Origin of the sequence: Ruminococcus flavefaciens ND2009, assembly GCF_000621785.1 — a bacterium.
Classification (GTDB): Bacteria; Bacillota; Clostridia; order Oscillospirales; family Ruminococcaceae; genus Ruminococcus; species Ruminococcus flavefaciens_C.
This window is the reverse complement of sequence record NZ_JHXI01000007.1, coordinates 222076-248560: the sequence shown is the minus strand read 5'-3', so window position 1 is coordinate 248560 and position 26485 is coordinate 222076. Positions and strand designations below refer to the sequence as shown.

The 26485-nt window shown below is 51.9% G+C and carries 22 protein-coding genes; 14 read left to right on the top strand and 8 right to left on the bottom strand.

What is annotated here, in order from left to right:
* Positions 1–11 precede the first annotated feature (11 nt).
* Positions 12–572, bottom strand: a complete 561-nt coding sequence (locus tag T488_RS0101210; protein WP_028519218.1) for an RNA polymerase sigma factor — start codon at positions 570–572, stop codon at positions 12–14.
* 245 nt (positions 573–817) lie between these two features.
* On the opposite strand from T488_RS0101210, the gene T488_RS0101205 reads away from it, so the two are divergent.
* Genes T488_RS0101205 through T488_RS0101190 form a run of 4 tightly spaced genes read left to right on the top strand, consistent with a single transcriptional unit; the run spans position 818 to position 3987 of the window.
* Positions 818–1831, top strand: coding sequence for an SDR family oxidoreductase (locus tag T488_RS0101205; RefSeq protein ID WP_028519217.1), 1014 nt, complete (start codon positions 818–820; stop codon positions 1829–1831).
* A gap of 24 nt (positions 1832–1855) precedes the next feature.
* Complete coding sequence (locus tag T488_RS0101200) at positions 1856–3037, top strand: iron-containing alcohol dehydrogenase (protein ID WP_028519216.1); 1182 nt, start codon at positions 1856–1858, stop codon at positions 3035–3037.
* Positions 3034–3612 carry a cyclase family protein gene (locus tag T488_RS0101195; RefSeq protein WP_028519215.1) on the top strand — a complete coding sequence of 193 codons (579 nt, stop codon included), beginning with the start codon at positions 3034–3036 and terminating at the stop codon, positions 3610–3612. The genes T488_RS0101200 and T488_RS0101195 overlap by 4 nt, the downstream gene beginning before the upstream one ends.
* Positions 3613–3636: 24 nt before the next feature.
* Positions 3637–3987, top strand: coding sequence for a hypothetical protein (locus tag T488_RS0101190; RefSeq protein WP_028519214.1), 351 nt, complete (start codon positions 3637–3639; stop codon positions 3985–3987).
* Between the two features lie 430 nt (positions 3988–4417).
* Here the strand turns inward: T488_RS0101190 and T488_RS0101185 are convergent, their stop codons facing one another.
* Positions 4418–4936: a hypothetical protein gene (locus T488_RS0101185; protein WP_028519213.1), complete on the bottom strand. Its 519-nt coding sequence runs from the start codon at positions 4934–4936 to the stop codon at positions 4418–4420.
* Entirely contained in the window at positions 4923–5195 is a 273-nt protein-coding gene (locus T488_RS0101180; protein ID WP_028519212.1) for a hypothetical protein, read from the bottom strand. The genes T488_RS0101185 and T488_RS0101180 overlap by 14 nt, the downstream gene beginning before the upstream one ends.
* Positions 5196–5325: 130 nt before the next feature.
* Between T488_RS0101180 and T488_RS0101175 the strand changes: the two genes are divergently transcribed.
* Positions 5326–6060 carry a polysaccharide deacetylase family protein gene (locus T488_RS0101175; protein WP_028519211.1) on the top strand — a complete coding sequence of 245 codons (735 nt, stop codon included), beginning with the start codon at positions 5326–5328 and terminating at the stop codon, positions 6058–6060.
* 118 nt (positions 6061–6178) lie between these two features.
* On the opposite strand, the gene T488_RS0101170 is transcribed toward T488_RS0101175, so the two are convergent.
* From T488_RS0101170 to T488_RS19485, 5 genes are all read right to left on the bottom strand, one after another.
* Positions 6179–7321, bottom strand: coding sequence for a leucine-rich repeat domain-containing protein (locus T488_RS0101170; protein ID WP_028519210.1), 1143 nt, complete (start codon positions 7319–7321; stop codon positions 6179–6181).
* A gap of 185 nt (positions 7322–7506) precedes the next feature.
* Complete coding sequence (locus T488_RS0101165; protein WP_028519209.1) at positions 7507–8496, bottom strand: diaminopimelate dehydrogenase; 990 nt, start codon at positions 8494–8496, stop codon at positions 7507–7509.
* Positions 8497–8763: 267 nt separating this feature from the next.
* Complete coding sequence (locus T488_RS0101160) at positions 8764–8973, bottom strand: hypothetical protein (protein WP_028519208.1); 210 nt, start codon at positions 8971–8973, stop codon at positions 8764–8766.
* Complete coding sequence (gene trmB / locus T488_RS0101155) at positions 8973–9638, bottom strand: tRNA (guanosine(46)-N7)-methyltransferase TrmB (protein ID WP_028519207.1); 666 nt, start codon at positions 9636–9638, stop codon at positions 8973–8975. Before trmB ends, T488_RS0101160 begins: the two co-directional genes overlap by 1 nt.
* A 16-nt stretch (positions 9639–9654) precedes the next feature.
* Positions 9655–9870: a DUF6897 domain-containing protein gene (locus T488_RS19485; protein WP_155267135.1), complete on the bottom strand. Its 216-nt coding sequence runs from the start codon at positions 9868–9870 to the stop codon at positions 9655–9657.
* A gap of 405 nt (positions 9871–10275) precedes the next feature.
* Between T488_RS19485 and pyrR the strand changes: the two genes are divergently transcribed.
* The 9 genes from pyrR to T488_RS0101105 all read left to right on the top strand — a co-directional run bounded on the left by pyrR (position 10276) and on the right by T488_RS0101105 (position 26484).
* Positions 10276–10797, top strand: a complete 522-nt coding sequence (gene pyrR, locus T488_RS0101145; RefSeq protein ID WP_028519206.1) for a bifunctional pyr operon transcriptional regulator/uracil phosphoribosyltransferase PyrR — start codon at positions 10276–10278, stop codon at positions 10795–10797.
* Between the two features lie 33 nt (positions 10798–10830).
* On the top strand, positions 10831–12105 hold the full coding sequence (locus tag T488_RS0101140) for a dihydroorotase (protein WP_028519205.1): 1275 nt from the start codon (positions 10831–10833) through the stop codon (positions 12103–12105).
* 22 nt (positions 12106–12127) lie between these two features.
* Entirely contained in the window at positions 12128–13054 is a 927-nt protein-coding gene (pyrF, locus tag T488_RS0101135; protein WP_028519204.1) for an orotidine-5'-phosphate decarboxylase, read from the top strand.
* Between the two features lie 199 nt (positions 13055–13253).
* On the top strand, positions 13254–14354 hold the full coding sequence (locus T488_RS0101130) for a carbamoyl phosphate synthase small subunit (protein WP_028519203.1): 1101 nt from the start codon (positions 13254–13256) through the stop codon (positions 14352–14354).
* Positions 14355–14477: 123 nt separating this feature from the next.
* Positions 14478–17669, top strand: coding sequence for a carbamoyl-phosphate synthase large subunit (carB, locus tag T488_RS0101125; protein ID WP_028519202.1), 3192 nt, complete (start codon positions 14478–14480; stop codon positions 17667–17669).
* Positions 17670–17905: 236 nt separating this feature from the next.
* Positions 17906–19867 (top strand): excinuclease ABC subunit UvrB, encoded by a 1962-nt coding sequence (uvrB, locus tag T488_RS0101120; protein WP_028519201.1) that lies wholly within the window; start codon positions 17906–17908, stop codon positions 19865–19867.
* A 116-nt stretch (positions 19868–19983) separates the two neighbouring features.
* Positions 19984–22203, top strand: coding sequence for a dockerin type I repeat-containing protein (locus T488_RS0101115; protein WP_028519200.1), 2220 nt, complete (start codon positions 19984–19986; stop codon positions 22201–22203).
* A 173-nt stretch (positions 22204–22376) separates the two neighbouring features.
* Entirely contained in the window at positions 22377–24173 is a 1797-nt protein-coding gene (locus T488_RS0101110; protein WP_028519199.1) for a cellulase family glycosylhydrolase, read from the top strand.
* 67 nt (positions 24174–24240) lie between these two features.
* Positions 24241–26484 (top strand): cellulase family glycosylhydrolase, encoded by a 2244-nt coding sequence (locus T488_RS0101105; protein WP_028519198.1) that lies wholly within the window; start codon positions 24241–24243, stop codon positions 26482–26484.
* Position 26485 lies beyond the last annotated feature (1 nt).

Sequence of the window (26485 nt, the reverse complement as noted above, 5' to 3'; positions counted from 1 at the left end):
CCTATCCTCCTTTACAGAGTTATATCGTTTTCGTCAAGGAGCTTTTTCAGCCTTTTCATGGCGCGTGCGCAGCGGACTCTCACTGCTGCTGCATTCATTCCCACCATTTCGGCTATCTCCTTGGAACTTCTATCGTAGTAATACTTCTGTATAAGTATTACGGAATCGGGCGTCCCCAGTTCTTCTATCATACGGAGGAGGAGCTCCGACCGCTCTGATTTTTCCGCATTATCGGCGATGTCCTCGGTATCTGCCAGTGCCGACAGCTCCTCGTCGCCCTCGCGGCAGTCCAGCCCTGTCTTTGCAGCCAGCCTCCTGCGCATACTTATAGCGGCATTTCTCGCAGCGGTACCGATATATGACTTCAGAGCCGTGTCATCACGGGGCATCAGCTTCATCATAACAGCGGCAAAGACGTCCGCAGCACATTCCTCCATGTCGCTGCTGCTGCCGAAGCCGCTGATGAGCCTGCTGACAATTGCATAGACATAGCTGTAGTATTTATCAAACAGCGCCCGCTGTCCCCGCGGGGGATCGTCACGCATAAGGCGCAATATGTCATTATCGGTCATAGTTTACCTCCGTATTCGTAATTATCGGGATCAGATCTGTCCTTCACTCATAATAACGCAACGTCAAAACAATGTGTAACACTATTTTAGCATTTTTTATTTTTAACTGCAAGAATTTATATCATAAACAATATTTTTGATATAAATCTGAATTATAATGGTTGCATTATTAATATTAATATGGTATAATTGACACAACAGTTATGCGTATTTGACAAAAAATCGCAAATGAGGTGAAGAAAAACATGAAGATACTATTTATCGGAGGCACAGGCACTATCAGTATGGCTATAACTAAGCTCCTGGCTCAGCAGGGGCACGAGGTCATACTGCTGAACCGCGGCGGCAGGAGCTCTGAGCTCCCCGACAGCGTTAAGGTCATAAAGTGCGACATCTCCGACGAGGCTGATGCTGCCGAAAAGCTCAAGGGTATGAGCTTTGACTGTGTGGGCGAGTTCATCGGCTTTGTCCCTGCACAGGTGGAGCGTGACTTCCGTCTGTTCAGCGGCAGGACGAAGCAGTACATATACATAAGCTCCGCATCTGCTTATCAGAAGCCCCTTTCCGACTGCGTCATAACCGAGAGCACTCCGCTTTCCAATCCCCACTGGCAGTATTCCCGTGACAAGATAGCCTGTGAGGAGTACCTGATGAAGCAGTACCGCGAAAACGGCTTCCCCGTGACAATAGTCCGTCCCAGCCACACCTACGACGAGAGGTCGGTGCCTCTGGGAGTCCACGGCGACAAGGGCAGCTGGCAGGTGGTGAAGCGTATCATGGAGGGCAAGCCCGTTATCATCCACGGCGACGGCACCTCCCTGTGGACCATCACCCATAACAGCGACTTCGCAGTGGCTTATGCAGGACTTATCGGCAATATCCACGCTATCGGACAGGCGTTCCACATAACCTCAGACGAGAGCGTTACCTGGAACCAGATATACTCCATAATAGCCGACGAGCTGGGAGTGGAGCTTAAAGCCTGCCATGTGTCCTCGGATTGGCTCAATGCAGTGGGTCCCTACGATTTTGAGGGCACCCTTATCGGCGACAAGTCCAGCACGGTCATATTCGACAACTCAAAGATTAAGCGCGCAGTACCCTGGTTCACCGCAAAGGTGAGAGCGGATCAGGGCATAAGGGACACCGTCCGCTACATACTTGCCCATAAGGAGTGCCAGACAGGCGACGAGGACTTCGACCGCTGGTGCGACAAGGTGGTATCCGCAATGGAACAGGCAAAAAAGGCAATGCAGTAAAAATACAAACGGAGGAACATTATTATGGATAATTTTCAGTTTTACAGCCCTACCGAGTTCATCTTCGGCAGGGATACAGAATCAAAAGCAGGCGAAATGGTAAAGAAGTACGGCGGAACCAAGGTGCTGATACACTACGGCTCGGGCTCGGCAGTAAAGTCAGGACTTCTTGACCGCGTAAAGGCTTCTCTTGACGAGAGCGGCATCGCCTACACGGAGCTGGGCGGCGTTCAGCCCAATCCCCGCGACACTCTCATTTACAAGGGCATAGAGCTCTGCCGCAGCGAGGGCGTTGACTTCATTCTCTCGGTGGGCGGCGGCTCATGTATCGACTCCTCAAAGGCTATCGCTCTGGGAGTTCCATATAACGGCGATTTCTGGGACTTCTACGGCACAGGCAAGGTAGTTGAGAAGGCTCTCCCCATCGGAACCGTACTCACTATCGCAGCCGCAGGAAGCGAAGGCTCGGGAGCTTCCGTAGTCACCAAGGAGGAGGGCAGCCTCAAGCGCGATGTGGGCTCAGACCTGCTTCGTCCCCGCTTTTCTATCCTCAACCCCGAGCTGACCTGCTCGCTGCCCGCATACCAGACAGCCTGCGGAGCTACCGACATCATGGCTCACGTTTTCGAGAGATACTTCACCAATACCCGCGAAGTTGAGATAACAGACCGTCTCTGCGAGGCTGTTCTCCTTACAATGATAAAGGAGACTCCCCGTGTTATCGCACAGCCCGACAACTACGAGGCAAGAGCCAACATCATGTGGGCAGGAACCGTTGCTCACAATGACATCGTCGGCGTCGGAAGGAGCCAGGACTGGAACAGCCACGGCATCGAGCACGAGCTCTCCGCTCTCTATGACTGCGCTCACGGTGCAGGTCTGGCAGTTATCATGCCCGCATGGATGGAATTCGTCTACAAGCACGACGTTATGCGCTTTGCACAGATGGCTGTCCGCATCTGGGGCTGTCAGATGAACTTTGAGTTCCCCGACGAGACCGCTCTGGAGGGAATAGCCTGCTTCCGCAGCTTCCTCCACAGCATAGGTATGCCCATCAACTTCGAGCAGCTGGGCGCCAGGGAGGAGGATATACCCGTCCTCGTTGAAAAGTTCGGCTTGGGCGACGGCAAGACAGGCGGCTTCGTACACCTGACCTCTCAGGACGTTGCTACTATCTACCGCATAGCTGCCAACGCAGGCTTATGATATACGACATCTCCCGTGAGATGTTCTCAACGCCAACCTTTCCGGGTGACCCCGTTCCCGAAACATGGGCGCATACAAGCTTCGACAAGCCCGAGCCCGACCTTTATCAGGTGACGGTCATGAAGATAACGGGACATACGGGCACCCACGCCGACGCTCCCCGACACTTTCTCCCCGGGGGAAAGGACGCAGCCCATGTTGACCTCTCACACTGTATTGGCAGATGCAGAGTATGTGAGCACAGGGGCGAGCTCACCGCCGAGGACGTCCGCAGAATGACAGCGGGCGGAACCGAAAGGCTGCTCATAAAAGGGGACATCACCGTAACTCCCGAAAGCGCGGAGGAAATGGTGAGAGCAGGTCTCCTTGCTCTGGGAGTTGAGGGCATGACGGTAGGTGCTGAGGGCACCATAGTACAGATACACCGTACACTTCTGGGCGCAGAGGTGTACATCATAGAAAATCTCGACCTTTCGGGAGCAGCGGCAGGAGAATACTTCCTGTCGGCGCTGCCGCTAAAGATGGCGGAGCTGGACGGCTCTCCCGTCCGCGCGGTGCTGACGGACCTGCCGTGACTCCGCACCAAAGGAGTGACTATCATGTTTGAATACGATGAGAGCACAGAGCTTTACACCCAGGATCTCGGCAATGTCATCGTCACCTGCGATGAGATAATGGAGGGCTTTGAGGAGCTTGCCCAGCGCATGGCTGACATATACGCTGCCCGTCTGGACGATATTGCAGACTTCCTTATAAAAGAGGGTATAAGCGATATTTACGGTGAGCTCACAGCCGACGAGATAAAGGACGCTCTGGGAGTTCCCACCATTGACATCGGGAACCAGACCGTGACTTACCTTGACCACACTCTTGACGAGGAGCACATCATCAGCTTTGAATACGATGACAAGGAGCTGAAAGGCTTCATGTACCTGAGTATAGACGGCTGACAAAGCGGATACACATATAAAATTTGCCCCTGAGCATTGCAAAGCGCTCAGGGGCTTTTTATTTGATAATATAAATCATAATTTAGCATTATGTAGGGGACGGCGCAGCTAACAGCTGCACGTACCCTCTGTCAGCTTCGCTGACATCTCCCTACACCGTAGGGAGTCACTCGACGTCCCACAAAATTCGTATTATAGTGGCGACTATCATCCGCTCAACCAGGGGACGCCTTCTCTTACAAGGCGTCCCCTCTCCAAAAACAGTCCACCGGACTGTTTTTGGATTCACCCCTTGCGAGGCGCCTGACGTAATAAGGGGCTCTGCCCCTTGACCCCCGCCAGAGGCGCTGCCTCTGGACTCTGCCAAAGGAACACAGTCCCTTTGGAATCCCATTCATAGTTGCCGCAAGGTATTACGATAAATTATGATTTATATCAGCCTCAACTCAAAAAATGCCAATGCTGCAAAAACGATGATAATCAGCCGTATAACCTTCAGCACCAGCTCTGCGGTGCGCTCGTGGGGCGTTCCTACCGTGAACAGGGCTATCACTGCTCCGCCGTCAAGGTTGCGGAAGGGCAGCATATTGTACGCCGCCGCACACAGGTTCAGCACGGGAAAGATACCGCCGCAGCCGATAAGCTTCATGGCTGCAAACACCAGTATATTGACGGCAGGACCTGCTAAAAGCACAAAAAGGCTTCGCATCACGGGCTCCGCGCCTGTGCGGACAGTTTCCATGCGGATACCTGCGGCACCGAAGCTTACCGACGAGAGCCTTCCCCCTGTCAGTCCGAGAGCAAGTATATGCCCGGATTCATGGAGGGCGCAGGTGGTATAGAATGCCAGTATAAGCGTGCTGTCGCGGAAAAGGAACACAAGGGCGTTGAACACCAGGAATGAGAACTCAACCCTGAGGGTGACGCCCCTGAGCTTAAAGCTTATCAAGGAGAGCAGCTCCCAGGTCGATCGGGTTGGGCATTATATCCCTGCTGTCGGAAGCAAGGGAGCGGAGCCTGCCGAACAGTGCTCCCGTCACCTGGGGGTAAAGCATATTCCCCGCGAAAAACGCTGCCGCAAGCAGAATACACACCACCGCCTGAAAGGCGATAATATCGTCAGCTTTTCCTTTTTTCTTCCGTGCTGTCTCTGCCGTCAGTGCCTCCACAGTGTCCTCCTCCGCAGTCATATCCTCAGTTTCTTCCATAATATCACCTCTGTAAATACTATGCGAAAATTTGCGGAAAATGCAGAATTATCCATGTTTTTTGCAGCTGTGAATGCTCATAATAGCTTTGCGGAGCGATCCGCACCAACAAAATCAGAGGTAAATGCTTATGAAGATAAAACCATACGCTGCACTGCTGACTGCGGCTGTGATGTCATGTTCGGCGGTATATGCTGCCGACAGCACAAAAATAGGCTACGGTCAGGGAACGGCAACGGACGATAAGAACCGTCCCGTTGACGCAGTGCAGTTCAACAGCCGATACGGCGACCTTGATGCCTTCGCCCTGTCGGAGGATGAAAAGCGGATAATCATCACCTTTGATCAGGGCTATGAAAACGGCTATACCGCAAAGATACTTGACACACTGAAGGAGAAGGACGTTCAGGCTATATTCTTCCTGACAGGTCCTTATGCAAAAACGGAGAGCGCACTGGTGCAGAGAATGATAGACGAGGGGCATATCCTCGGAAATCACGGCATGACCCATGCAAGTCTGCCTACCCTCTCTGATGAGAACGCAAAGGAAGAGATAATGTCCCTCCACAACTACGTCATGAACAACTACGGCTATCAGATGCAGTACTTCCGCTGTCCCTGCGGCGAGTACTCCGAAAAGGCGCTTGAGACTGCTCAAAACTGCGGTTACAAGACCCTTTTCTGGAGCAGTGCCTATGTGGACTGGAAGACCGATCAGCAGCCCTCTCCACAGGAGGGACTTCAGAAGCTGACTGAGTCTGCCCACGGCGGCGAGATACTGCTCCTCCACTCCGTATCCTCAACGAATGCGGAGATACTGGGCGGCCTGATAGACAGCTTCAGAGCAATGGGATATACTGTATAAAAACAAAACAGAGCCCTCATAAAAAAATTAAGGGAAGCACTTTTTCAAAAGGGCTTCCCTTAAAATTATGTACAAGATTTATGTGTTTAACGCGATATACCAAGCTTTCAATTCAGCATCAATAGTCCTTTTTCTTGCCGCAGACCTTGCAGACCTTGGACAGGAGCTTGAAGTCTCCGCCGCAGTATATGCACTTTCCTGCTGCCTTTCGGCTGGCGACTACGGTCTCGTAGTAAGCAGGGAAGTTCACGGCATTGTCGGCAAGGTTAGCCCATGATATGGTGGTGAGCTTGGGGCAGTCCGTAAAGCCGCCGCTCACCTTTTTCAGAGAAGCGGGGAGCCTTATGCTCTCAAGGTTGACACAGCCGCTGAAATCGCCTATGGCGGTGACGCCTGCGGGAATATCCAGAGCTCTGAGACCTGTACAGCCGCGGAAGCCGTCCACGCTGAGGACTCCGCCCGGTATCTCTATACTGCGCAGAGCAGTGCAGTTCTGGAATGATGATGCACCCAGGGACTTTATGGTCCTGGGAAGCCCCACAGCGGCGAGAGCGGAGCAGTTTGCGAAGGTACACTCCTCGATAAGTGATACGCCTTCGGGAATGATAACACGCTCTATCTGCTCACAGCCCGAGAAAGCGTACTTGCCTATCTGTGTTACATATTTGGGTATATCTATAGCCTTCAGGCTCTTGCAGCCAGAGAAGGCAAATGCACCTATTTCGGTGAGAAGGTCGGGGATCTCAACGGAGGTGAGCGCCGAGCAGTCTGCAAAGAGGCAGTCGGTTATATGTCTCAGCTGAGGAGGGAGCACCAGCTCCGTAAGGGAGGTACAGCCGCGGAAAGCCCAGGTGCCCAGCTTCTTTATGCTGTCGGGGAACTTTATCTCCTCCAGAGCCGTACAGCCGCGGAAGGCGTAGCCGCCTATCTCCTCCACCTTGTCGTGAATGATGACCTTTTTCAGTGTGGTGTTGTTCTCAAAGACGTTATCGCCTATTTTATGGACATTCCCGGGGATAGTCACCTCTTCGGAGCTGCCCTTGTAGGCGGTGAGGACACCCTCGTTTACTTCAAAGTCATTGCTGTTTTTCTTTACGGCTTTGACCTTTTTTGCCACATCTCTGTGCTGAGAGCGGTATTTTCTTATTGCTTTGTCAACTACAAACGGTGTACTGCAATGAGGACACACCCAAGCGTCCTTTGTGCTGTCGACTTCAACGGTCTTATTGCAGCTTGTGCAGATAGCATTTACTAATTGCATACAGATCCCCCTTATTATGTCATAACTTTATATTATAATTGTACCACTTCGGCAGGGAGATGTCAACGAATTTACCGCAATTCCGACAAAATAAACATAAGATGTTACGGCAATTTGTGCTGAATGTATATCGCGGGACAAAAAAAGAGCTGCATAAAGCAGCCCTTTTGTGGTACAATTTCTGATCAAAGCATGGAGGCTCTGAGCTCCTCGCCGCTGAGTCTTGAAAGGTATGCAGGGGGAACGTCGAAAGCTGTCTTGCAGCCTGTTGCGCCCTCAGCCTTCATTCTTGCAAGAGCTCTTGCGAAGCAGATGAGCACGCTTGCTGTGAACTCGGGGTTGGACTCCAGCTTCAGTGAATACTCGATCATCTGGTGAGTCTTCTCGCCGTCGCCTGTGAGACCGCTTCTCATTACGAAGCCGCCGTGAGGCATCTTGTTGTGCTTTGCGTCGAACTCCTCCTCGGTGATGAAGTTTACAGTTGTATCGTACTGATCGAAGTAGTTCTTCATGGTCTTGATGTCGTTCTCGATCTTAGCAAGGTCAGCGCCTTCCTCGGGAACTACCCAGCACTCTCTCAGGTGCTTCTGACGAGTTGTCAGCTCAGGCTGGCTGCCGCTGCGGACAGCTTCCATAGCGGACTCAACGGGAACTGTGTACTGGATGCCTCTCTTTACGCCCTCAACGCGGCGGATAGCGTCTGAGTGACCCTGGCTTACGCCCTTGCCCCAGAATGTGTAGCTCTTGCCGTTGGGAAGGATAGACTCTGCGTAGAGTCTGTTCAGTGAGAAGAGACCGGGATCCCAGCCCAGAGAGATGAATGCAAGGTGACCGTTTTCCTTTGCAGCCTTGTCAACGTTTGCAAAGTGCTCGGGGATCCTTGCGTGAGTGTCGAAGCTGTCGATAACATTGAACAGCTTAGCCATTTCGGGAGTCTGCTTGGGAAGGTCGGTAGCGCTTCCGCCGCAGATTATCATAACGTCGATGTCATTTGTCATTTTTTCAGCATCTGCAATGCTGTAGACCTTTACACCCTCTGTAAGGGGCTTTACTGTGGAAGGGTCGCGGCGTGTGAAGATGCCTGCCAGCTCCATATCGTCGTTCTGACGGATAGCCAGCTCAACGCCCTTGCCGAGATTGCCGTATCCTGAGATACCTATTCTGATTTTTTCCATATGGAAATACCTCCTTTGAAATACTGTGCTCGCCATTGAACACAGCTTACATACATTATAGCACCTTTTTTCAGAGTTGTAAAGCATTAAATCAGAATTTTGCTCTGCAAAATTCTGATTTGAGCCATTAGCCGTCAGCCGTCAGCTGTTAGCCATAAGCAATAAAGCAGGGGCGGATATTATCCGCCCCATAATAAAGCGGCGAAGCCGCTTCCTATTGGCTGAAAGCTAAAGGCTGACAGATAATAATTTTGCAAAGCAAAAATATTATCTGCGCTTCTTTTTTGCCTTGTGTCTGAGCAGCACCAGTCCTGTCAGGGCTGCTGCCTTTGCAGCGGTGACAGCCACCTTTTTCGGGTCTATCTTTGTGCGTATGTTCTGGGGAACGTCCTGTGCGGTGTCCAGAGTGCCCTTGCCTGCGGTCTTCATGGAGCCGCCCTCAACGTGCAGGACGCCGAAATCCTTGCTGAATTCCATTATTTCTCCTCCGTTATTGGCTCTGCGATGAGGAACTTTATCTTCTTGCCCTCATCGGTGAACATCTTCTCATGCTCGGTTACGAAGTTCTCATAGGGACTCTCTGCGTGGAGGTCCCATGTCTTGTACTTTATCCTGAAGCCTGCCTCCTCGAAGTACTCGAAGGACTCCTCAAAAAGCTCGTCATCATCGGTCTTGAACCACAGCTCGCCGCGGAGGAACTTCTTATAGTTCACCAGCTGACGGGTGTGGGTGAGGCGGCGCTTCTTGTGCTTTTTCTTGGGCCAGGGGTTGCAGAAGTTGATATATATGCGGTCTGCGCGGTCGTTCTCGTCCCATGCCAGCTCAAGGCGCTCGATGTTCTGTATGGCTATGCGCACATTGTCGGGAGCCACGCCCTTTTCCTCATAGGCAGCCTCCAGCTTGCGCTTTGCCAGCACCAGCATCTCGTTCTTGATGTCCATGGCTATGAAGTTAGCCTCGGGATGGGCGGGAGCCGCCTGTGATATGAAGCCGCCCTTTCCGCAGCCCAGCTCCACATAGAGGGGCTTGTCAGGTTCGGCGAAGAGCTCTCTCCAGTGACCTATCTGCTTCTGGGGCTCATGTATGTAAAAGGGACAGGCCTCCAGCTCGGGCTTTGCCCAGGGTTTGTGACGTATTCTCATAAGCTGCCTCCCTATTTCAGGCTATTACCATCTTTTTCTTGCCCTTTTTATTGCGGGGATATTCCTGTATGCGTGAGACATAATCGGCATTGACGATCTGCTTCTGACCGTTCTTGTCCTCTATCTCTACCCAGTTGTCCTCAATGGCTGTTACAGTGCCTGTAACGCCTGATGCAGAAGAAGTGTATATTACGACTTCCTTGCCGATATATTTTTTAATAAGTTCATTCATGATGCGTTCTCCTTTGTTTCGTTTTAAGCGGTTCCTGCGTGCATTCCTGACCTGACGGAGCTTTCTTGCCCTTGCAGCAGGCAGCAGGATACATAAAATGATGATAAAATAAAGATACCAGAATTGCATAAAAGTCATCCTTTTCAGAAAGTCTTGGGATCACCATATATTATAACAGCTTATTTATATTTTGTCAATTGATAATAATAATGCTGAAATCACTGGACAAGTGATGGGCTATGTGTTATAATAGATGTGTTGTTTGGAAACTCCCCTTTAATCCGATCCCGTGAGGTCGGCAAGGTGCGTTATTTGATACTCTATAACTATAACTGTAGCTATAGCTATAACTGTAAGTATGCTCCCTGCCGCGCGGGGAGCATTTTTTGTTGGAAGGTGAACTGTATGGAGACAAAGCGCGTCATAATGGACGATAAGGCTGTTGCAAGAGCCATCGCCCGTATCTCATATGAGATAATCGAGCGCAACAAGGGCACTGAGGAGCTCTGTATCGTGGGCATATTCTCAAGGGGAGTGCCCCTGGGCAGAAGGATAGCCGCAAAGCTCTCTGAGCTGGAGAAGAATGAGGTACCCTTCGGTGCTCTGGATATAACTCCCTACCGTGACGACAGCCGCTCCTCCACAGAGACCGACAAAACGGATATATCCTTCGACATAACCGACAGGAACGTTGTCATCGTCGATGACGTAATATTCACAGGAAGAAGCTCCCGCGCAGCCATCGACGCCCTTATAAAAAGAGGGAGGCCCCGTTCCATACAGCTGGCGGTGCTTGTGGACCGCGGACACAGGGAGCTTCCTATCCGCCCCGACTATGTGGGCAAAAATCTTCCTACCTCTCACAGTGAGGTCGTAAAGGTATCCACTGTGGAGATAGACGGCACAGACGGAGTTGCCATTTACTGAATTACCATTCCACCTACCGAAAGCGAGGTATTTATGTCATCTATCCTTATAAGGAATATCCGCGCAGTTGATACTGCACTGGACACCGTAACAGACGTACTCATCAGGGACGGCGTTATCGCAAAGCTCGGAAGCGGTATCACCGAAAGCGCAGAACAGGTCATCGACGGTACGGGACTTGTACTTATGCCCTCATTGTTCGATATGCACGTTCACTTCCGCGACCCGGGACAGACTCATAAGGAGGATATCCTCACGGGCTGTGCCGCTGCACTGGCAGGCGGCGTTACGGGAGTCCTTGCAATGCCCAATACCAAGCCCCCCTGCGACAGTCCCGAGACTATCCGCTATATCATCGACAAGGCTGAGGGAACAGGCGTTGAGGTCTATCCCGTGGGCTGCATCACAAACGGCATGAGCGGCGACGGTCTCTGCGACTACGAAGCCCTCAAGGCAGCAGGCTGTATATGTATCTCCGATGACGGACGTCCCGTTGAGAATGCGGAGATGATGAGAAAGGCTCTGGAGCTCTCAAAGGAAAACGGGCTTCTTGTGGCTTCACACTGCGAGGACCTGAGCATTATCAACGGCGGTATCATAAACAAGGGCGAGACCTCCGAAAAGCTTGGCGTAAAGGGCATGGACCGCGCCTCTGAGGACTATATCACCGCCCGTGAGATGATACTTGCCTCGTCGGTAGGAGCACATATCCACATCTGCCATGTTTCCACGGAGGGAAGCGCTGCAATGATACGCTTTGCAAAGTCAAGAGGTGTGAATGTCACCTGCGAGACCGCTCCTCATTACTTCATGCTGACGGATAAGCTGCTGGAGAAGCGCGACGCGGACTACCGCATGAATCCGCCCCTCAGGACTCCTGCGGACGTAAGGGCTATCATAGATGCTGTCAAGGACGGCACTATCGACTGCATAATCACCGACCACGCTCCCCATGCTGCGGAGGAGAAGGCTGACTTCGAGAAGGCTCCCAACGGCGTTGTGGGTCTTGAGACCTCACTTGCGGCTACTCTCACAGCCCTCTACCACACAGGCGAGATAGACCTGCACAGGGTAGTGGAGCTCATGTGCGTGAATCCCAGAAGGATACTGGGTCTCAGTGTGCCCGAGATAAAAGAGGGAAGCACCGCAGACCTCGTAATTGCCGACATCGGCAGAAAATGGACAGTAGACCCCGGAAAGCTCCATTCAAAGTCCCATAACACAGTGTTCAAGGGCATGGAGCTCACAGGAAAGCCCCTTGTGACCATATCAAAGGGCGTCATAAGGTACGACGGAAGAAACGACTGATATTATTTAAGGAGGAAATGAAATGTCATTTGACAGACTTATCGAAAAAATAATCGAACTGAAAAATCCTACGGTGGTAGGTCTGGACCCCAAGCTGGAGTACGTTCCCGAGTTCATTCAGCGCCGCTATCTTGACAGCGACGGCTGGACACTGAAGGCAGCTGCAAAGGCTATCTTCGACTTCAATCAGGCTATCATCGATGAGATACACGACCTTGTGCCTGCCATCAAGCCTCAGGCTGCTTACTATGAGATGTACGGACACTACGGCATAAGGACTCTCGAAAAGACTATCCGCTATGCAAAGCTCAACGGTATGTTCGTTATGACAGACGGCAAGCGCAACGACATCGGCGCTACCATGGAGGCTTACTCCAATGCTCATCTCGGCGTTACATCTGTGGGCGAGAACGCTCTGGAAGCCTTCGGCGCCGACGCTCTCACAGTCAACGGCTATCTGGGCACAGACGGTATCGAGCCCCTCCTTAAAGTCTGCCGCGAGCGTGACAAGGGCATCTACGTTCTGGTAAAGACCTCCAACCCCTCATCGGGCGAGCTTCAGGATATGAAGCTGGCTGACGGACGCACCATCTATGAGTGCATGGGCGATATGTGCGAGAAGTGGGGCGAGGATACCCGCGGAAAGTACGGCTACTCCGCAGTGGGCGCAGTTGTGGGAGCTACCTACCCCGAGATGCTGACAGAGCTGAGAAAGAGACTTCCCCACACCATGTTCCTTGTACCCGGCTACGGCGCACAGGGCGGCGGAGCAGAAGGCTTAAAGGGCGGCTTCGACGAGAACGGTCTCGGAGCTATCGTAAACTCCTCACGGGCAGTTATGTGTGCATATAAGAAGGAGGGCTGCGACGAGCGCGACTTCGCAAAGGCAGCAAGAAGAGAAGTTATCCGCATGAGAGACGACATCTGTCAGTATATCAATCTGAAGTGATCAGTTTTTAGTGCTTAGTGTGTGGCGGCGTTCCGCCGCCCGCAGTTCACGATAAGAATAAAGCGTATGTAGGGAACGCCGCCCCCGGCGTTCCGAAAAAATAAATCATTGTTACCGTTTTTGCTGTACAATGGCGTTCAGCAAAAGATAATAAACACCAAGTATACGACCTCTATAAAAAACCAAGGAGGAATTTACAATGTCATTATTCAACATGGGAGAAAAAGCTTACCTCATGCTTGCCGACGGGCAGGTGTTTGAGGGCAGGAGCTTCGGCGCAAAGGGCACGGTCATCGGTGAAGTCGTTTTCACCACGGGAGTTACGGGATATCAGGAAACTCTCACCGACCCCAGCTACTACGGACAGATAGTCACACAGACCTTTCCCCTCATCGGAAACTACGGTGTGAACTCAGAGGACAATGAGTCCGCAAAGTCCTACGTTTCGGGCTATATCGTAAGGGAGTGGTGCAATGCCCCCTCAAACTTCCGCAGCGAGGGAAATATCAACGACTTTCTCAAAGACCACAACATCGTCGGTATCAATAACATCGACACCAGACGCCTTACCCGTACTATCCGTGAGGTTGGCGTTATGAACGGCGTTATCACCACCGAGGATGTCTACGCAAAGAAGGACGAGCTCCTTGAAAAAGTAAGAGCCTTCTCCGTCAAGGACGCGGTAAAGGCTGTCACCAACAGCGAGACCCTCACCTATGAGCCCGAGGAGAAGAAGCTCCGTGTGGCGCTGTTCGATTTCGGCTACAAGCGCAATATCAGACAGGAGCTCCTGAAGCGCGGCTGCGAGGTGGTAGTAGTACCTGCCTATACCACAGCCGATGAGATACGGAAGCTTGCTCCCGACGGCATAATGTTCTCCAACGGCCCCGGAGACCCTGCCGAAAATGTTGAGATAATCGAGAATATCAAGGAGATACAGAAGCTTGGCATACCCATATTCGGCATATGCCTCGGTCACCAGCTCATGGCGCTTGCCAACGGCGGAAAGACCGAGAAGCTGAAGTACGGCCACAGAGGTGCAAACCAGCCTGTTATCGACCTTGAGAGCGGTCTTACCTACGTTACCAGCCAGAATCACGGCTATGCGGTAGTAGGGGACAGCATCGACCCCTCCATAGGACACGTTTCCCATGTGAATGCAAACGACAAGACCTGCGAGGGCATACACTATACCTCAGTCAACGCAAGAACGGTCCAGTTCCACCCCGAAGCACACGGCGGTCCGCTGGATACATCCTATTTGTTTGACGACTTCGTTAAATCAATGCAGAATGCATAATGCATAATTCATAATTATTGTATCAGCTTCGCTGATATGGTATTTAGATAGTCCGCGGAGCGGACACCGCAATTATGCATTATGAATTACGAATTATGAATTAAATAATCGGAGGAAATTAGTATGCCACTCAGAAGTGATATAAAAAAGGTACTTGTTATCGGCTCTGGTCCTATCGTTATCGGACAGGCTGCCGAATTTGACTATGCAGGCACACAGGCGTGCCGCGCTCTCAAGCAGGAGGGACTTGAAGTAGTCCTGGTAAACTCCAACCCTGCTACCATCATGACCGATAAGGCTATGGCTGACAAGGTCTACATCGAACCCCTTACACTTGACGTTGTAAAGCGTATAATAGAAATGGAAAAGCCCGACAGCCTGCTGTCCACTCTCGGCGGTCAGACAGGTCTGACACTGTCCATGCAGCTGGCAGAGGAGGGCTTCCTGGAGAGCCACAATGTAAAGCTCCTGGGCGCAGACCCGGAGACTATCCACAAGGCTGAGGACAGACAGGCTTTCAAGGATACCATGGAAAAGATCGGCGAGCCCGTTATCCCCTCAAAGGTTGTCGAGACCGTTGAGGACGCTGTGGACTTCGCTCAGGTGATACACTATCCCGTTATCGTCCGCCCTGCTTTCACTCTCGGCGGAACAGGCGGCGGTATCGCACAGAACGAGGAGGAGCTCCGCGACATAGCTACAAACGGACTTCGTCTTTCACCTATCACACAGATACTTGTTGAAAAGTGCATAAGCGGCTGGAAGGAAATAGAGTTCGAGGTCATCCGTGACGCAAAGGGCAATGTTATCACAGTCTGCTCTATGGAGAACTTCGACCCCGTTGGCGTCCACACAGGCGACAGTATCGTTATCGCTCCTGCGGTAACTCTCAGCGACAGGGAGTACCAGATGCTCCGTACAGCGGCTATCAACATCATCAAGGAGCTGAAGGTAGAGGGCGGCTGCAACTGCCAGTTTGCACTTCATCCCACAAGCTTCAAGTATGCAGTCATCGAGGTAAACCCCAGAGTTTCCCGTTCTTCCGCACTGGCTTCCAAGGCTACGGGCTATCCTATCGCAAAGACCGCAGCAAAGATAGCTATCGGCTATACTCTCGACGAGATTATCAATCAGGTAACAGGCAAGACCTATGCCTGCTTTGAGCCTGCTCTGGACTATGTTGTCATCAAGTTCCCCAAGTGGGCATTCGATAAATTCGTATATGCAAAGCGTACCCTCGGCACTCAGATGAAGGCTACAGGCGAGGTAATGGCTATCGGCACAAGCTTCGAGCAGGCTATGATGAAGGCTGTCCGCTCAATAGAGCTGGGTCTTGACACCATGAACCTGAAAAAGCTGGCAAAGCTGTCCACAGAGGAGATAAGGGAGCAGCTCCACGTCATCGACGACGAGCGCTCATTCTGCGTATTTGAGGCTCTCAAGCGCGGCATAACTCCCGAGGAGATACACGAGATAACCATGATAGACAACTGGTTCCTCTACAAGCTCCTGAATCTTGTGGAGCTGGAGAAATGGCTGGCTGAGGGCGAGCTCACCGAGGAGAAGTACGACATCGCAAAGCAGTACGGCTACCTTGACAGCACTATCGAGCGCATCTCGGGACAGAAGTGCCCCAAGCACAAGAGCGCTGTCTACAAGATGGTAGATACCTGCGCAGGCGAGTTCAAGGCTGAGACTCCCTACTTCTACTCCACTTTCGACGAGGAGAACGAGGCAAAGCAGTTCATCGAGCGCACAGACAAGGGCAAGAAAAAGGTCATCGTATTCGGAAGCGGTCCTATCCGTATCGGACAGGGCATCGAGTTCGACTACTGCTCCGTACACTGCGTATGGACGCTGAAGGAGCTGGGCTACGAAGCTGTTATCTGCAACAACAACCCCGAGACCGTCTCCACCGACTTTGATACAGGCGACCGTCTGTACTTCGACCCCCTCACCAAGGAGGACGTTCAGTCCATCATCGAGACCGAGCAGCCCTACGGCGTTGTGGTACAGTTCGGCGGACAGACCGCTATCAAGCTTACACGTTATCTCTCCGATATGGGCGTGCGCATACTGGGAACCTCCGCGGATATGATAGACGCCGCAGAGGACAGAGAGCGCTTCGACGAGGTGCTTGAAAAGTGCGGTATCCCCAGACCTGCGGGACACACAGTAATGAACACAGAGGAGGCTCTTGTGGCTGCCAATGACCTTGGCTATCCCGTGCTGCTCCGTCCCTCATATGTTCTCGGCGGTCAGAACATGATAATCGCCCACTCCGACGCTGACGTAAAGGAGTACATGGGCATCATCATGAGCCACAACATCGAGAACCCTGTCCTTATAGACAAGTATATGATGGGCACCGAGGTAGAGGTAGACGCTATCTGCGACGGCGAGGACTTCCTTATCCCCGGTATCATGGAGCATATCGAGCGTGCAGGCGTTCACTCCGGCGACTCTATCTCCATCTATCCCGCACAGCACCTTTCAGACCGTATCAAGCGCATAATCGTTGAGTACACAAGGCTTCTCGCCAAGGAGCTCAATGTTATCGGACTTGTGAATATACAGTATGTTGTTTACAATCACGAGGTATTCGTTATCGAGGTAAATCCCCGTTCATCGAGAACCGTTCCCTACATCAGCAAGGTAACGGGCATACCCATGGTGGACATCGCCACAAAGATAATGTTCGGCGCTAAATTAAAGGACATGGGCTATGAGAGCGGTCTCTATCCAGCAGGCGACTACGTTGCCGTAAAGGTGCCCGTATTCTCCTTTGAGAAGCTCACCGACGTTGACACTATGCTGGGACCCGAGATGAAGTCCACAGGCGAGTGTCTCGGTATCGGCAGAAATCTTGAGGATGCTCTCCTCAAGGGACTTATCGCCGCAGGCTTTGACCTCAAGCGCGAGGGCGGAGTTCTCATCTCAGTCCGCGACAGCGACAAGAGAGAGATACTTCCCATTGCGGACAAGTTCGAGCAGATGGGCTTTGAGCTCTACGCCACATCGGGCACACAGAGCGTTCTCCACAGGAACATGATTGCGGCAAACCTTGTCCGCAAGATATCCGACGGCGAGCCCAACGTGGAGACTCTCCTTGACAGCGGCAAGATACACTATGTTATCTCCACCTCCGCAAAGGGACGACTTCCCGAGCGTGACAGCGTTAAGATGAGAAGAAAGTCCATCGAGCGCTCAATATGCAGTCTTACAGCCGTAGATACGGCGAAATCACTGGTAAAGGTGCTTGAATCGGGCAGAACTATCAACGATGTTGAATTAGTTGATATTACGAAGATATAAGCCGTCAGCCTTTAGCCCTTAGCCGTTAGCTTGTAGGGGCGGCGTTCCGCGCCCGCAGTTTCAGATATGCAGTAAGATATATGAGATTGCGGCAAGGGGTATTACAACACAAAAGAATACTTGAAACTTACGGGGCGATGCAGTCATCGCCCCATACATTTTCTATTTTGTGGGACACCGTCCCATACACTCTCAACTTTCAACTCTAAACTCTCAACTTCCAAAGGGGGAACTTTATGGATCACTTCAAGCTATGTTCAAACTATGCTCCCGCAGGCGATCAGCCGCAGGCTATCGACAAGCTCGTAAGGGGCTTGCAGTCGGGCAAAAAGGAGCAGATACTCCTCGGCGTCACAGGCTCGGGAAAGACCTTCACTATGGCTAATGTCATAGCCCGTGTGAACAAGCCCACTCTCGTACTCGCTCACAATAAGATACTTGCGGCGCAGTTATGTTCGGAGTTCCGCGAATTCTTCCCCGAAAATGCTGTGGAATACTTCGTATCATATTACGACTACTATCAGCCTGAAGCCTACGTGCCGAGCACCGACAGCTACATCGAAAAGGACTCCTCCATAAACGACGAGATAGACAAGCTCCGCCACTCCGCCACCACTGCTCTTGCGGAGCGCCGCGATGTTATCATCGTTGCCAGCGTTTCCTGCATCTACTCCCTCGGAAGCCCCGAGGAGTACCGCTCCATGTGTGTTTCCATACGTCAGGGCGCCGAAAAGCCCCGTGACCAGCTCATCGAGGAGCTAGTCAAGATACGCTATGAGCGAAACGATATCGCCTTTGAGCGAAACAGGTTCAGAGTCCGCGGCGACGTTGTGGAGATATTCCCCGCAATGTCATCGGATACGGCAGTCCGCGTTGAATACTTCGGCGACGAGATAGACCGTATCTCCGAGATAAACGTGGTCACAGGTGAGGTGAAGGCAGTCGTGTCCCACGCGGCTATTTTTCCTGCTTCTCACTATGTTGTGGGCGACGACAAGCTGGAGTCCGCCCTTCAGGAGCTTGACCGCGAGCTTGCGGAGCGCATAGACTACTTCCGGCAGAACAACAAGCTCATCGAGGCTCAGCGTATAGAGCAGAGGACTCACTACGACATGGAGATGCTCCGTGAGGTGGGCTATTGCAGCGGCGTTGAGAACTACTCCCGTGTCCTTGCAGGCAGACCTGCGGGAAGCACGCCCCAGACTCTCCTTGACCACTTCCCCGAGGACTTCCTGCTCATCGTGGACGAGAGCCATGTGACACTGCCGCAGGTAAGAGCAATGTACGCAGGAGACCGCGCCAGAAAGACCACCCTTGTGGACTACGGCTTCCGTCTGCCAAGTGCTATGGACAACCGTCCGCTGAACTTTGATGAGTTCAACGCACATATACATCAGGCTATCTACGTCAGCGCAACTCCCGGACAGATAGAGCGTGAAAAGACCGACACCATAGTGGAGCAGGTGATACGTCCCACGGGACTTGTTGACCCCGAGATAATCGTAAAGCCCACTCACGGACAGGTGGACGACCTGCTCTCTGAGATAAACGAGAGGGCTGCAAGGAATGAGCGAGTGCTGGTAACGACTCTCACAAAGAAAATGGCTGAGGACCTCACCGCATACTATGAGAAGCTGGGCGTAAAGGTGCGCTACCTCCACCACGACATCGACACTATCGAGCGTATGGAGATAATCAAGGATCTCCGTGAGGGCGTTTTCGATGTGCTGGTGGGAATAAACCTCCTCCGTGAGGGACTTGATATACCCGAGGTGAGCCTTATCGCCATTCTTGACGCCGACAAGGAGGGCTTCCTGAGAAGCGAGACCTCCCTTATCCAGACCATAGGCAGAGCTGCCCGAAACGCCAAGGGACAGGTAATAATGTACGCCGACGCTGTTACGGGCTCAATGGAGAGAGCTATCACCGAGACCGAGCGCCGCCGTTCTCTCCAGATGGCATTCAACGAGGAGCACGGTATAGTTCCCAAGACCATCATCAAGGAGGTCAGGGACGTTCTGGAAATAACCTCAAAGAACAAGGTGGAGGAGAAGACGAAAAAGAAGAAGCTCTCCGCCTCCGAGAAGCAGCAGCTCATAGACAAGCTGACGGTGGAGATGAAGAACGCCGCAAAGCTGCTTGAGTTTGAACACGCAGCATATCTCCGCGACAAGATAAGGGAGCTCCAGGGTAAGTGAGACAATTTTTGTACAGTTACTTTTTAACGATATATTGACAAATCGGGCGCTTTAGTGTATATTATAGTTGCAGAACTCATCACACCATTAATCCAAGAAATGAAAGGAAGATAATTATGTTAAAAAGAGTATTAGCTATAGTGACAGCAGCGGCTCTCAGTCCCGTATGCGGTTATTCCGCGGGCGTTGTGAAGGTGCCCTCTGCTGCTGCAGCCGCGGAAAGCGAGACTGCCAAAACTGAAAAAATGACCCTTGATGATGTCAGGGAGCTTGCAAAAAAGGGCATGGAGCTCTCCTGGGCGGATCTTGAAGCGTTCTGGTATGACAAAATGGGTACCACAAAAAAAGAAGTTACCTGTCGCTACCCAATGGAAAACAGCTACTTCCTCTACGTAAAGGGTGCGCCTGAGGGAGCTATTGAGAGTGCGGAGCTTTACCGCTTTGCCTATGACCCTGTGTACCCGAGAGCTGACATACGCACAGATGACGTTGAAGCCTTTATCAAGGAGGCAACAACACAGACCAGAGTGACAACTTCCGCAGCGACCACCACATCAAAGACCTCTGCCACTACCATTGTGACTTCCACCGTGAAGGAGCCTGTGCTTTCGGGCACAGAGCCGATGACACTTGATGATGTCAGGGCACTTGCCGAAAAGAAGGAAGCCCTCACATGGTCTGACTTTGCAGCCTTCAAGTGGCAACGGATAGGCACAAGCAGCGATTATCCCAGAGTATACACATTCGTTCTTGAGGACGGCTTTGAGCTGTTTGTGGGAGGCGACTCCTTTGGAAAGCCCGAGACAGCAGAGCTTTACTTCAAGGACAGGAAGAACAGCGTCAATATTTCCACAGGTGATGTTGAGCTCTTTATCGAAAAGAACAGCGTAGGGGAGCTTCCCGATATCGGCTTTACCTTCGACGATATAAAGGCGATGACCACCGAGGAGGTGGAGGCGGTCTTCACCGAAAAGGGACTCACCGACAAGGACTTCTATCAGGTTTACAGTCAGGACATTATCTCCGCAGACAGCGGCTCTGTAAGTTACTCCGTCATGCTGGAGCCTGAGAGCTATATGATAAACCTCACAGGCAAAGAGCTCACCACAAAGGTTTCTTCCATAAAGGAAGGCCGCTATCTTGCCCAAAAGGCAGACTTCACCTGGAAAGAGGCAAGAGTGCTGGCGTCATTAGGACTTCCCGAGGACATATTCAGCGTAGATATAAGCACCTCGCCCATGCTGGGACGCATGGAGCACTCGGGCGAATACACATACGGACTTTACTGTCAGTGCAGCATAAGCTGCAAGGAGACAGATTCTGTGAAGCGTGCAGACCTTCTCAGCGCCGCACTGAATTACGCTCAGCTTAACCCGGATTTTGCATTTATCCGTGAAGAGCACATCGGCGGTACGGGAGCAGTTTCTCCTGAAGACGGCAGCTATATCATAGACGGCAGCCAGGTCCAGTTCAACGGGACTTCGGACGCTGTGTGGGTGCTTACCAATGACAGCTTCGACGACAGCATAGCAGGTGAGGGCTACAAGTTCTGTCCCGCTGACGGCGGAAAGTATACATTGCTCATTCTTGACTACAATGTGGACATGAAGGAGCTTATCAAACAGCCCGATATGCCCGGTGTGGACTGCACTATGAAGAGCTATGTTGTGGAGCGCAGCGGCGATAACATAACCGTGACTCCCGGGGAGAACTATGACTTCCCCTATCCTGAGACTGATGAGGAGACGCAGGCATCTGTTGCAAAGAAGGAGGGCATACTCTCCGATGCAATGAAGCTTGCAGGCGGCGACCACATCTTCCGGTGCATAAGAGTCCGCGGCGACAGCAACGGATATTACAACAGCCTTCACATCAATGCTTCATCAGAGGGAAGGCTTTTCGTCACGAGGAACGGCAAGGACGGAGCACCTGTGACAAGAGAGGAGCTTTCAACTTACAAGGACGATGAGGCAGGAATAAAGAGATTTACTGTGGCAGGCTCTGTGCAGCCAGGCGACGATCTCATCATCACCGTGCCCGTTACCGAAAAGATACAGATAACCAGGGTGGACGGCGGCAAGATCACCTCCTATGAGCTGAACGAGACCGACGGCGTCCTCATGCACACAACTCTGAAGATGCGTACCTGGAAGCAGGGCGACGTCAGCGGCGATAATAACTTCAACGTGGCGGATATAGTGCTGCTCCAGAGATGGCTGCTGGGACAGAAGCCCGAGAATTTCCGAAGCTGGAAGGCTGCCGATCTCAACGGCGACGAGCTGCTGGACGTCTTTGATCTGACTGCGGCAAAGAAGTATCTGATAGAGACAATGTAATAAACAAAAGCTTCCGCACCTGCGCCATGCAGGTGCGGTTTTTTGCGCCCTGAGGGCTTCCGTGTTGGTTTTGTGAAAACCGCAGAAACTATTGACATTTCGCCCTTGAAATGCTACAATATAGTTAATAATGGTACATTGGAAAAGTGTACTATGAGAGGGGAAATATAAAGATGAAAAAAATAGCACGCACTGCGGCTGCACTTGTGTCAGCAGCTGCGCTGGCTGTTACGGGAGCAGCACCCTGTTTCGGTCAGACAATGATGGCGGCAAACGCCGTTGACACAAACGGTGACGACTGGCTCCACGCAAAGGGCAGCCGTCTTTACGACATGAACGGGAATGAGGTATGGCTCACCGGCGCCAACTGGTTCGGCTTCAACTGTACCGAGAATTCGCCCCACTATCTCTGGAGCGGAGACATCGACGATATGGTGAGAGAGATCGCCGACCATGGCATAAATGTGCTCAGGCTTCCCGTTTCAACCGAGCTTCTCTACAACTGGATGATCGGTGACCCCGATGAGGTAGAGAGCATCAATCCCAACAATGACCCCAGCTACCCCTTCAACGTTGATCTTATCAAGGAAGACGGCAGCGTGGTCAACAGTCAGGAGCTTTTCGACATACTCCTTGCAAAGTGCAAGAAGTACGGCGTAAAGTGCTTTATCGACATCCACAGCCCCGAGTCGAACAATTCGGGACATAACTACGGACTCTGGTACGGCAAGAGCTTTGAGGCAAATGACGGCAAGACCGTTGAGGTCACCACAGATGTGTGGATAGAGACTCTTGCATGGTGCGCAGACCACTATAAGGGCGACGATACCCTTATCGGCTTCGACCTGAAGAACGAGCCCCACAGCAAGTACGGCGGAGCTCCCATCGACGCTATCTGGGACGACTCAAACGCTCCCAACAACTGGAAGAAGGCTGCTCAGGACTGTGCAGACGCTATCCTTGAAAAGAACCCCAATGCACTCATTCTCATCGAGGGCGTTGAAGGCTTTGAGGGTCACGGCGCATGGTGGGGCGGAAACCTCCGCGGCGTTGCAAAGTATCCCGTTATGCCCAAGTCAGGCACCTCACAGATAGTTTACTCACCCCATGACTACGGTCCTATCGTAAGCGACCAGACCTGGTTCCACAAGGACTTCACAGAGGAGACTCTCCTTAACGATTACTGGAGAGACACCTGGGCTTACCTTGTTGAGAAGGATATGTATCCTCTGCTCATAGGCGAGTGGGGCGGACGTCTTGACGGAGGCGACAACGAAAAGTGGCTGGGACTTCTCCGCGATTACATGATAAAGAATCACATCAATCATACATTCTGGTGCCTCAACGATGACTCCGGCGACACCGGCGGACTCTGGAAGAGCGTCCAGTTCGGAACATCACAGGGCGCTGACGGCAAGATAGTGGGCAAGACCACTGTGGACTGGGATCAGGTAAAGTATGATACCTACTATTATCCCGCTATCTGGAAGACCTCAAAGACCAAGAAGTTCATCGGTCTGGATCATCAGGTAGCACTGGGCAAGGACGGTATCTCGCTGAACGATTTCTACGCCAGCTTTGCTTCCTCAGAGGGAAGCAACCTGGACGGCGGCAAGACCTCAAGCGGCTCCACCGTTCCCGCAGATGACCCCAAGACGACCACATCAACATCTACAACTACAACCACAACGGTGACGACCACATCGACTACTTCCATCGAGGGCGTCAGTAATCGCCTTTACGGAGACACTAACCTCGACGGCAAGGTCGAGCTTTCAGATGCTATTCTCATAATGCAGTCGCTGGCTAACCCCGACAAGTACGGAAAGACAGGCAGCGACAGCAAGCACCTCACCAAGGAGGGGGCTCTCAACGGAGACGTTGACGGAGAGGAAGGCCTTACCGCAAACGATGCACTTACCATACAGATGAAGCTCCTTGGCTTATATAACAAATTACCAATAGCTTAATGCCTATCGCCGCACGGCTTCAGGGGTCTGTGCGGAGAAAATAAATTTTAATGAGAGGGAAATTATTATGAAGAAGTTTTTACGCTCAGTGGCTGCTGTAGCCGCTGCAGCAGCTGTGACGGTGTCGGGCGCTGCCTACTATGCACCTACAGCTGCCCCCGACACTATCGCAAACGTAGCAGCTGCCGACGACAACAATGACGACTGGCTCCACGCAGAGGGAAGCCGTCTCTACGACATGAACGGCAACCAGGTATGGCTCACCGGAGCTAACTGGTTCGGCTTCAACTGCTCTGAGAACTGTGCACATGGTCTCTATGCAGCAGATGCCGATGATATGCTCCAGAGCATCGCAGACCACGGTATCAACGTGCTCCGTCTGCCTATCTCCACCACTCTGCTCAAGTCATGGATGGACGGAAAGCCTCACGCTGTAAGCTCAGTACAGGCTTCCTACACTCCTCCCCAGGACGTTGTAGGTGAGGACGGTAAGGTAACACCCGCAGGTACCTACACAAACATCAACAAGGACTTCGTTGAATCTGACGGAAAGACTGTGAAGAACAGTATGGAGATATTCGATATCCTCGTACAGAAGTGCAAGAAGTACGGCCTGAAGGTGTTTATCGATATCCACAGCCCCGACGAGAACAACTCAGGTCATGACTATGAGCTCTGGTACGGCAAGGCTGGCATCACAACAAAGGACTGGCAGGATACTCTGGTATGGCTGGCAGACAAGTACAAGAACGATGATACTCTCATCGGCTATGACCTGAAGAACGAGCCTCACGGCAAGCGTGCATACAAGGACGGCGGCTGCCCCAGCACTATTGCCAAGTGGGACGGCTCAAAGGACGAGAACAACTGGGCATACGCTGCAACAAACTGTGCAGAGGCTATCCTGGACGTAAACCCCAATGCTCTTATCTTCATCGAGGGTATTGAGCAGTATCCTATGACAGAAAAGGGCTATGACTTCGATACCCCCGATGTATGGGAGCCCAAGTCTGAGGACGAAAAGAGATGGTACGGCGCATGGTGGGGCGGAAACCTCCGCGGCGTAAAGGACTACCCCATAAAGATGTCCACACCTGCCAAGCAGTCCAAGATCGTTTACTCACCTCATGACTACGGCCCGTCAGTATACGCACAGACATGGTTCGACAAGAACTTTACCACACAGACTCTCCTTGACGACTACTGGTATGATACATGGGCATACATCAACGATAAGGATATCGCACCTCTGCTCATTGGTGAGTGGGGCGGTTTCGTTGACGGAACCAAAAACCAGAAGTGGATGGAGCTTCTTGCAGACTATATGCTCAAGAACCACATCAACCACACCTACTGGTGCCTCAATCCTAACTCAGGCGATACAGGCGGACTTCTCAGCCACGACTTCCTCACATGGGATCCCGGACGCTACGGTATCCTCAAGGAGACACTCTGGCAGACTACCAGCGGCAAGTTCATCGGCCTTGATCACCAGACAGCACTGGGCAAGAACGGTATCTCACTTGGTGAGTTCTATTCATCAGGCGCAAAGAGCAACCTTGACGGCGGCGCTGGCACAACACCCGGTCACTCTGTAACAACACAGCCCCCCAAGGCTACAACAACTACCACCACAACGACCACAACGACCACTACGACCACTGCTCCCGTTACAACAACAACTACGACCACAGCTCCCGTTATTTCTACTCAGGAGTATTACATATTCAAGGATGTTGCAAGCTATCCCACAAAGACAGTCTACACAGAGGGTGAATCCCTTGACCTCAGCGGACTTGTATACAATGTTTCAAACAATTCCGGCACAGAAACCAAGAAGATCACAAAGACTGATCTGAATGACTGCACGATCATTGACAGCACAGGAGTTTCAAACAATGCAAATGACCTGTCCAAGCTGGGTGCAGGCAAGTATACCGTAAAGCTTTCAGAGCAGATCGGTTCTTACTATACAAACGATCTGATAAAGGGCGTTGACGTTTCCTTTGAGATAACTGTATCCTCCAAGGTACCCGGAACTTCTGATCCCGGTACAGACAAACCTGTAGTAGTATGGGGCGATACGAATGGTGATGGCAAGGTAGAGCTGGCTGATGCTATCCTTATCATGCAGGCACTTGCAAACCCTGACAAGTACGGTGAAAACGGCTCATACGAGAAGCACCTGACAGCTCAGGGCAAGCTCAACGGCGACGTTGACAAGGCTACTGAGGGTCTCACCTCAAACGACGCACTCTTCATTCAGGAGTTCCTTCTGAAAAAGAGAGCAACTCTTGACCCTACAAGATAAG

What these genes read in the sequence shown, in the direction of transcription:
- T488_RS0101140 (WP_028519205.1), top strand. Translation starts at nt 10,831, where the DNA reads ATGTCATCTATCCTTATAAGGAATATCCGCGCAGTTGATACTGCACTG.
- uvrB (WP_028519201.1), top strand. Translation starts at nt 17,906, where the DNA reads ATGGATCACTTCAAGCTATGTTCAAACTATGCTCCCGCAGGCGATCAG.
- T488_RS0101200 (WP_028519216.1), top strand. Translation starts at nt 1,856, where the DNA reads ATGGATAATTTTCAGTTTTACAGCCCTACCGAGTTCATCTTCGGCAGG.
- T488_RS19485 (WP_155267135.1), bottom strand. Translation starts at nt 9,870, where the DNA reads ATGAATGAACTTATTAAAAAATATATCGGCAAGGAAGTCGTAATATAC.
- T488_RS0101115 (WP_028519200.1), top strand. Translation starts at nt 19,984, where the DNA reads ATGTTAAAAAGAGTATTAGCTATAGTGACAGCAGCGGCTCTCAGTCCC.
- T488_RS0101175 (WP_028519211.1), top strand. Translation starts at nt 5,326, where the DNA reads ATGAAGATAAAACCATACGCTGCACTGCTGACTGCGGCTGTGATGTCA.
- T488_RS0101130 (WP_028519203.1), top strand. Translation starts at nt 13,254, where the DNA reads ATGTCATTATTCAACATGGGAGAAAAAGCTTACCTCATGCTTGCCGAC.
- T488_RS0101180 (WP_028519212.1), bottom strand. Translation starts at nt 5,195, where the DNA reads ATGGAAGAAACTGAGGATATGACTGCGGAGGAGGACACTGTGGAGGCA.
- pyrF (WP_028519204.1), top strand. Translation starts at nt 12,128, where the DNA reads ATGTCATTTGACAGACTTATCGAAAAAATAATCGAACTGAAAAATCCT.
- T488_RS0101170 (WP_028519210.1), bottom strand. Translation starts at nt 7,321, where the DNA reads ATGCAATTAGTAAATGCTATCTGCACAAGCTGCAATAAGACCGTTGAA.
- T488_RS0101165 (WP_028519209.1), bottom strand. Translation starts at nt 8,496, where the DNA reads ATGGAAAAAATCAGAATAGGTATCTCAGGATACGGCAATCTCGGCAAG.
- T488_RS0101195 (WP_028519215.1), top strand. Translation starts at nt 3,034, where the DNA reads ATGATATACGACATCTCCCGTGAGATGTTCTCAACGCCAACCTTTCCG.
- T488_RS0101105 (WP_028519198.1), top strand. Translation starts at nt 24,241, where the DNA reads ATGAAGAAGTTTTTACGCTCAGTGGCTGCTGTAGCCGCTGCAGCAGCT.
- T488_RS0101190 (WP_028519214.1), top strand. Translation starts at nt 3,637, where the DNA reads ATGTTTGAATACGATGAGAGCACAGAGCTTTACACCCAGGATCTCGGC.
- trmB (WP_028519207.1), bottom strand. Translation starts at nt 9,638, where the DNA reads ATGAGAATACGTCACAAACCCTGGGCAAAGCCCGAGCTGGAGGCCTGT.
- T488_RS0101110 (WP_028519199.1), top strand. Translation starts at nt 22,377, where the DNA reads ATGAAAAAAATAGCACGCACTGCGGCTGCACTTGTGTCAGCAGCTGCG.
- T488_RS0101160 (WP_028519208.1), bottom strand. Translation starts at nt 8,973, where the DNA reads ATGGAATTCAGCAAGGATTTCGGCGTCCTGCACGTTGAGGGCGGCTCC.
- carB (WP_028519202.1), top strand. Translation starts at nt 14,478, where the DNA reads ATGCCACTCAGAAGTGATATAAAAAAGGTACTTGTTATCGGCTCTGGT.
- pyrR (WP_028519206.1), top strand. Translation starts at nt 10,276, where the DNA reads ATGGAGACAAAGCGCGTCATAATGGACGATAAGGCTGTTGCAAGAGCC.
- T488_RS0101210 (WP_028519218.1), bottom strand. Translation starts at nt 572, where the DNA reads ATGACCGATAATGACATATTGCGCCTTATGCGTGACGATCCCCCGCGG.
- T488_RS0101205 (WP_028519217.1), top strand. Translation starts at nt 818, where the DNA reads ATGAAGATACTATTTATCGGAGGCACAGGCACTATCAGTATGGCTATA.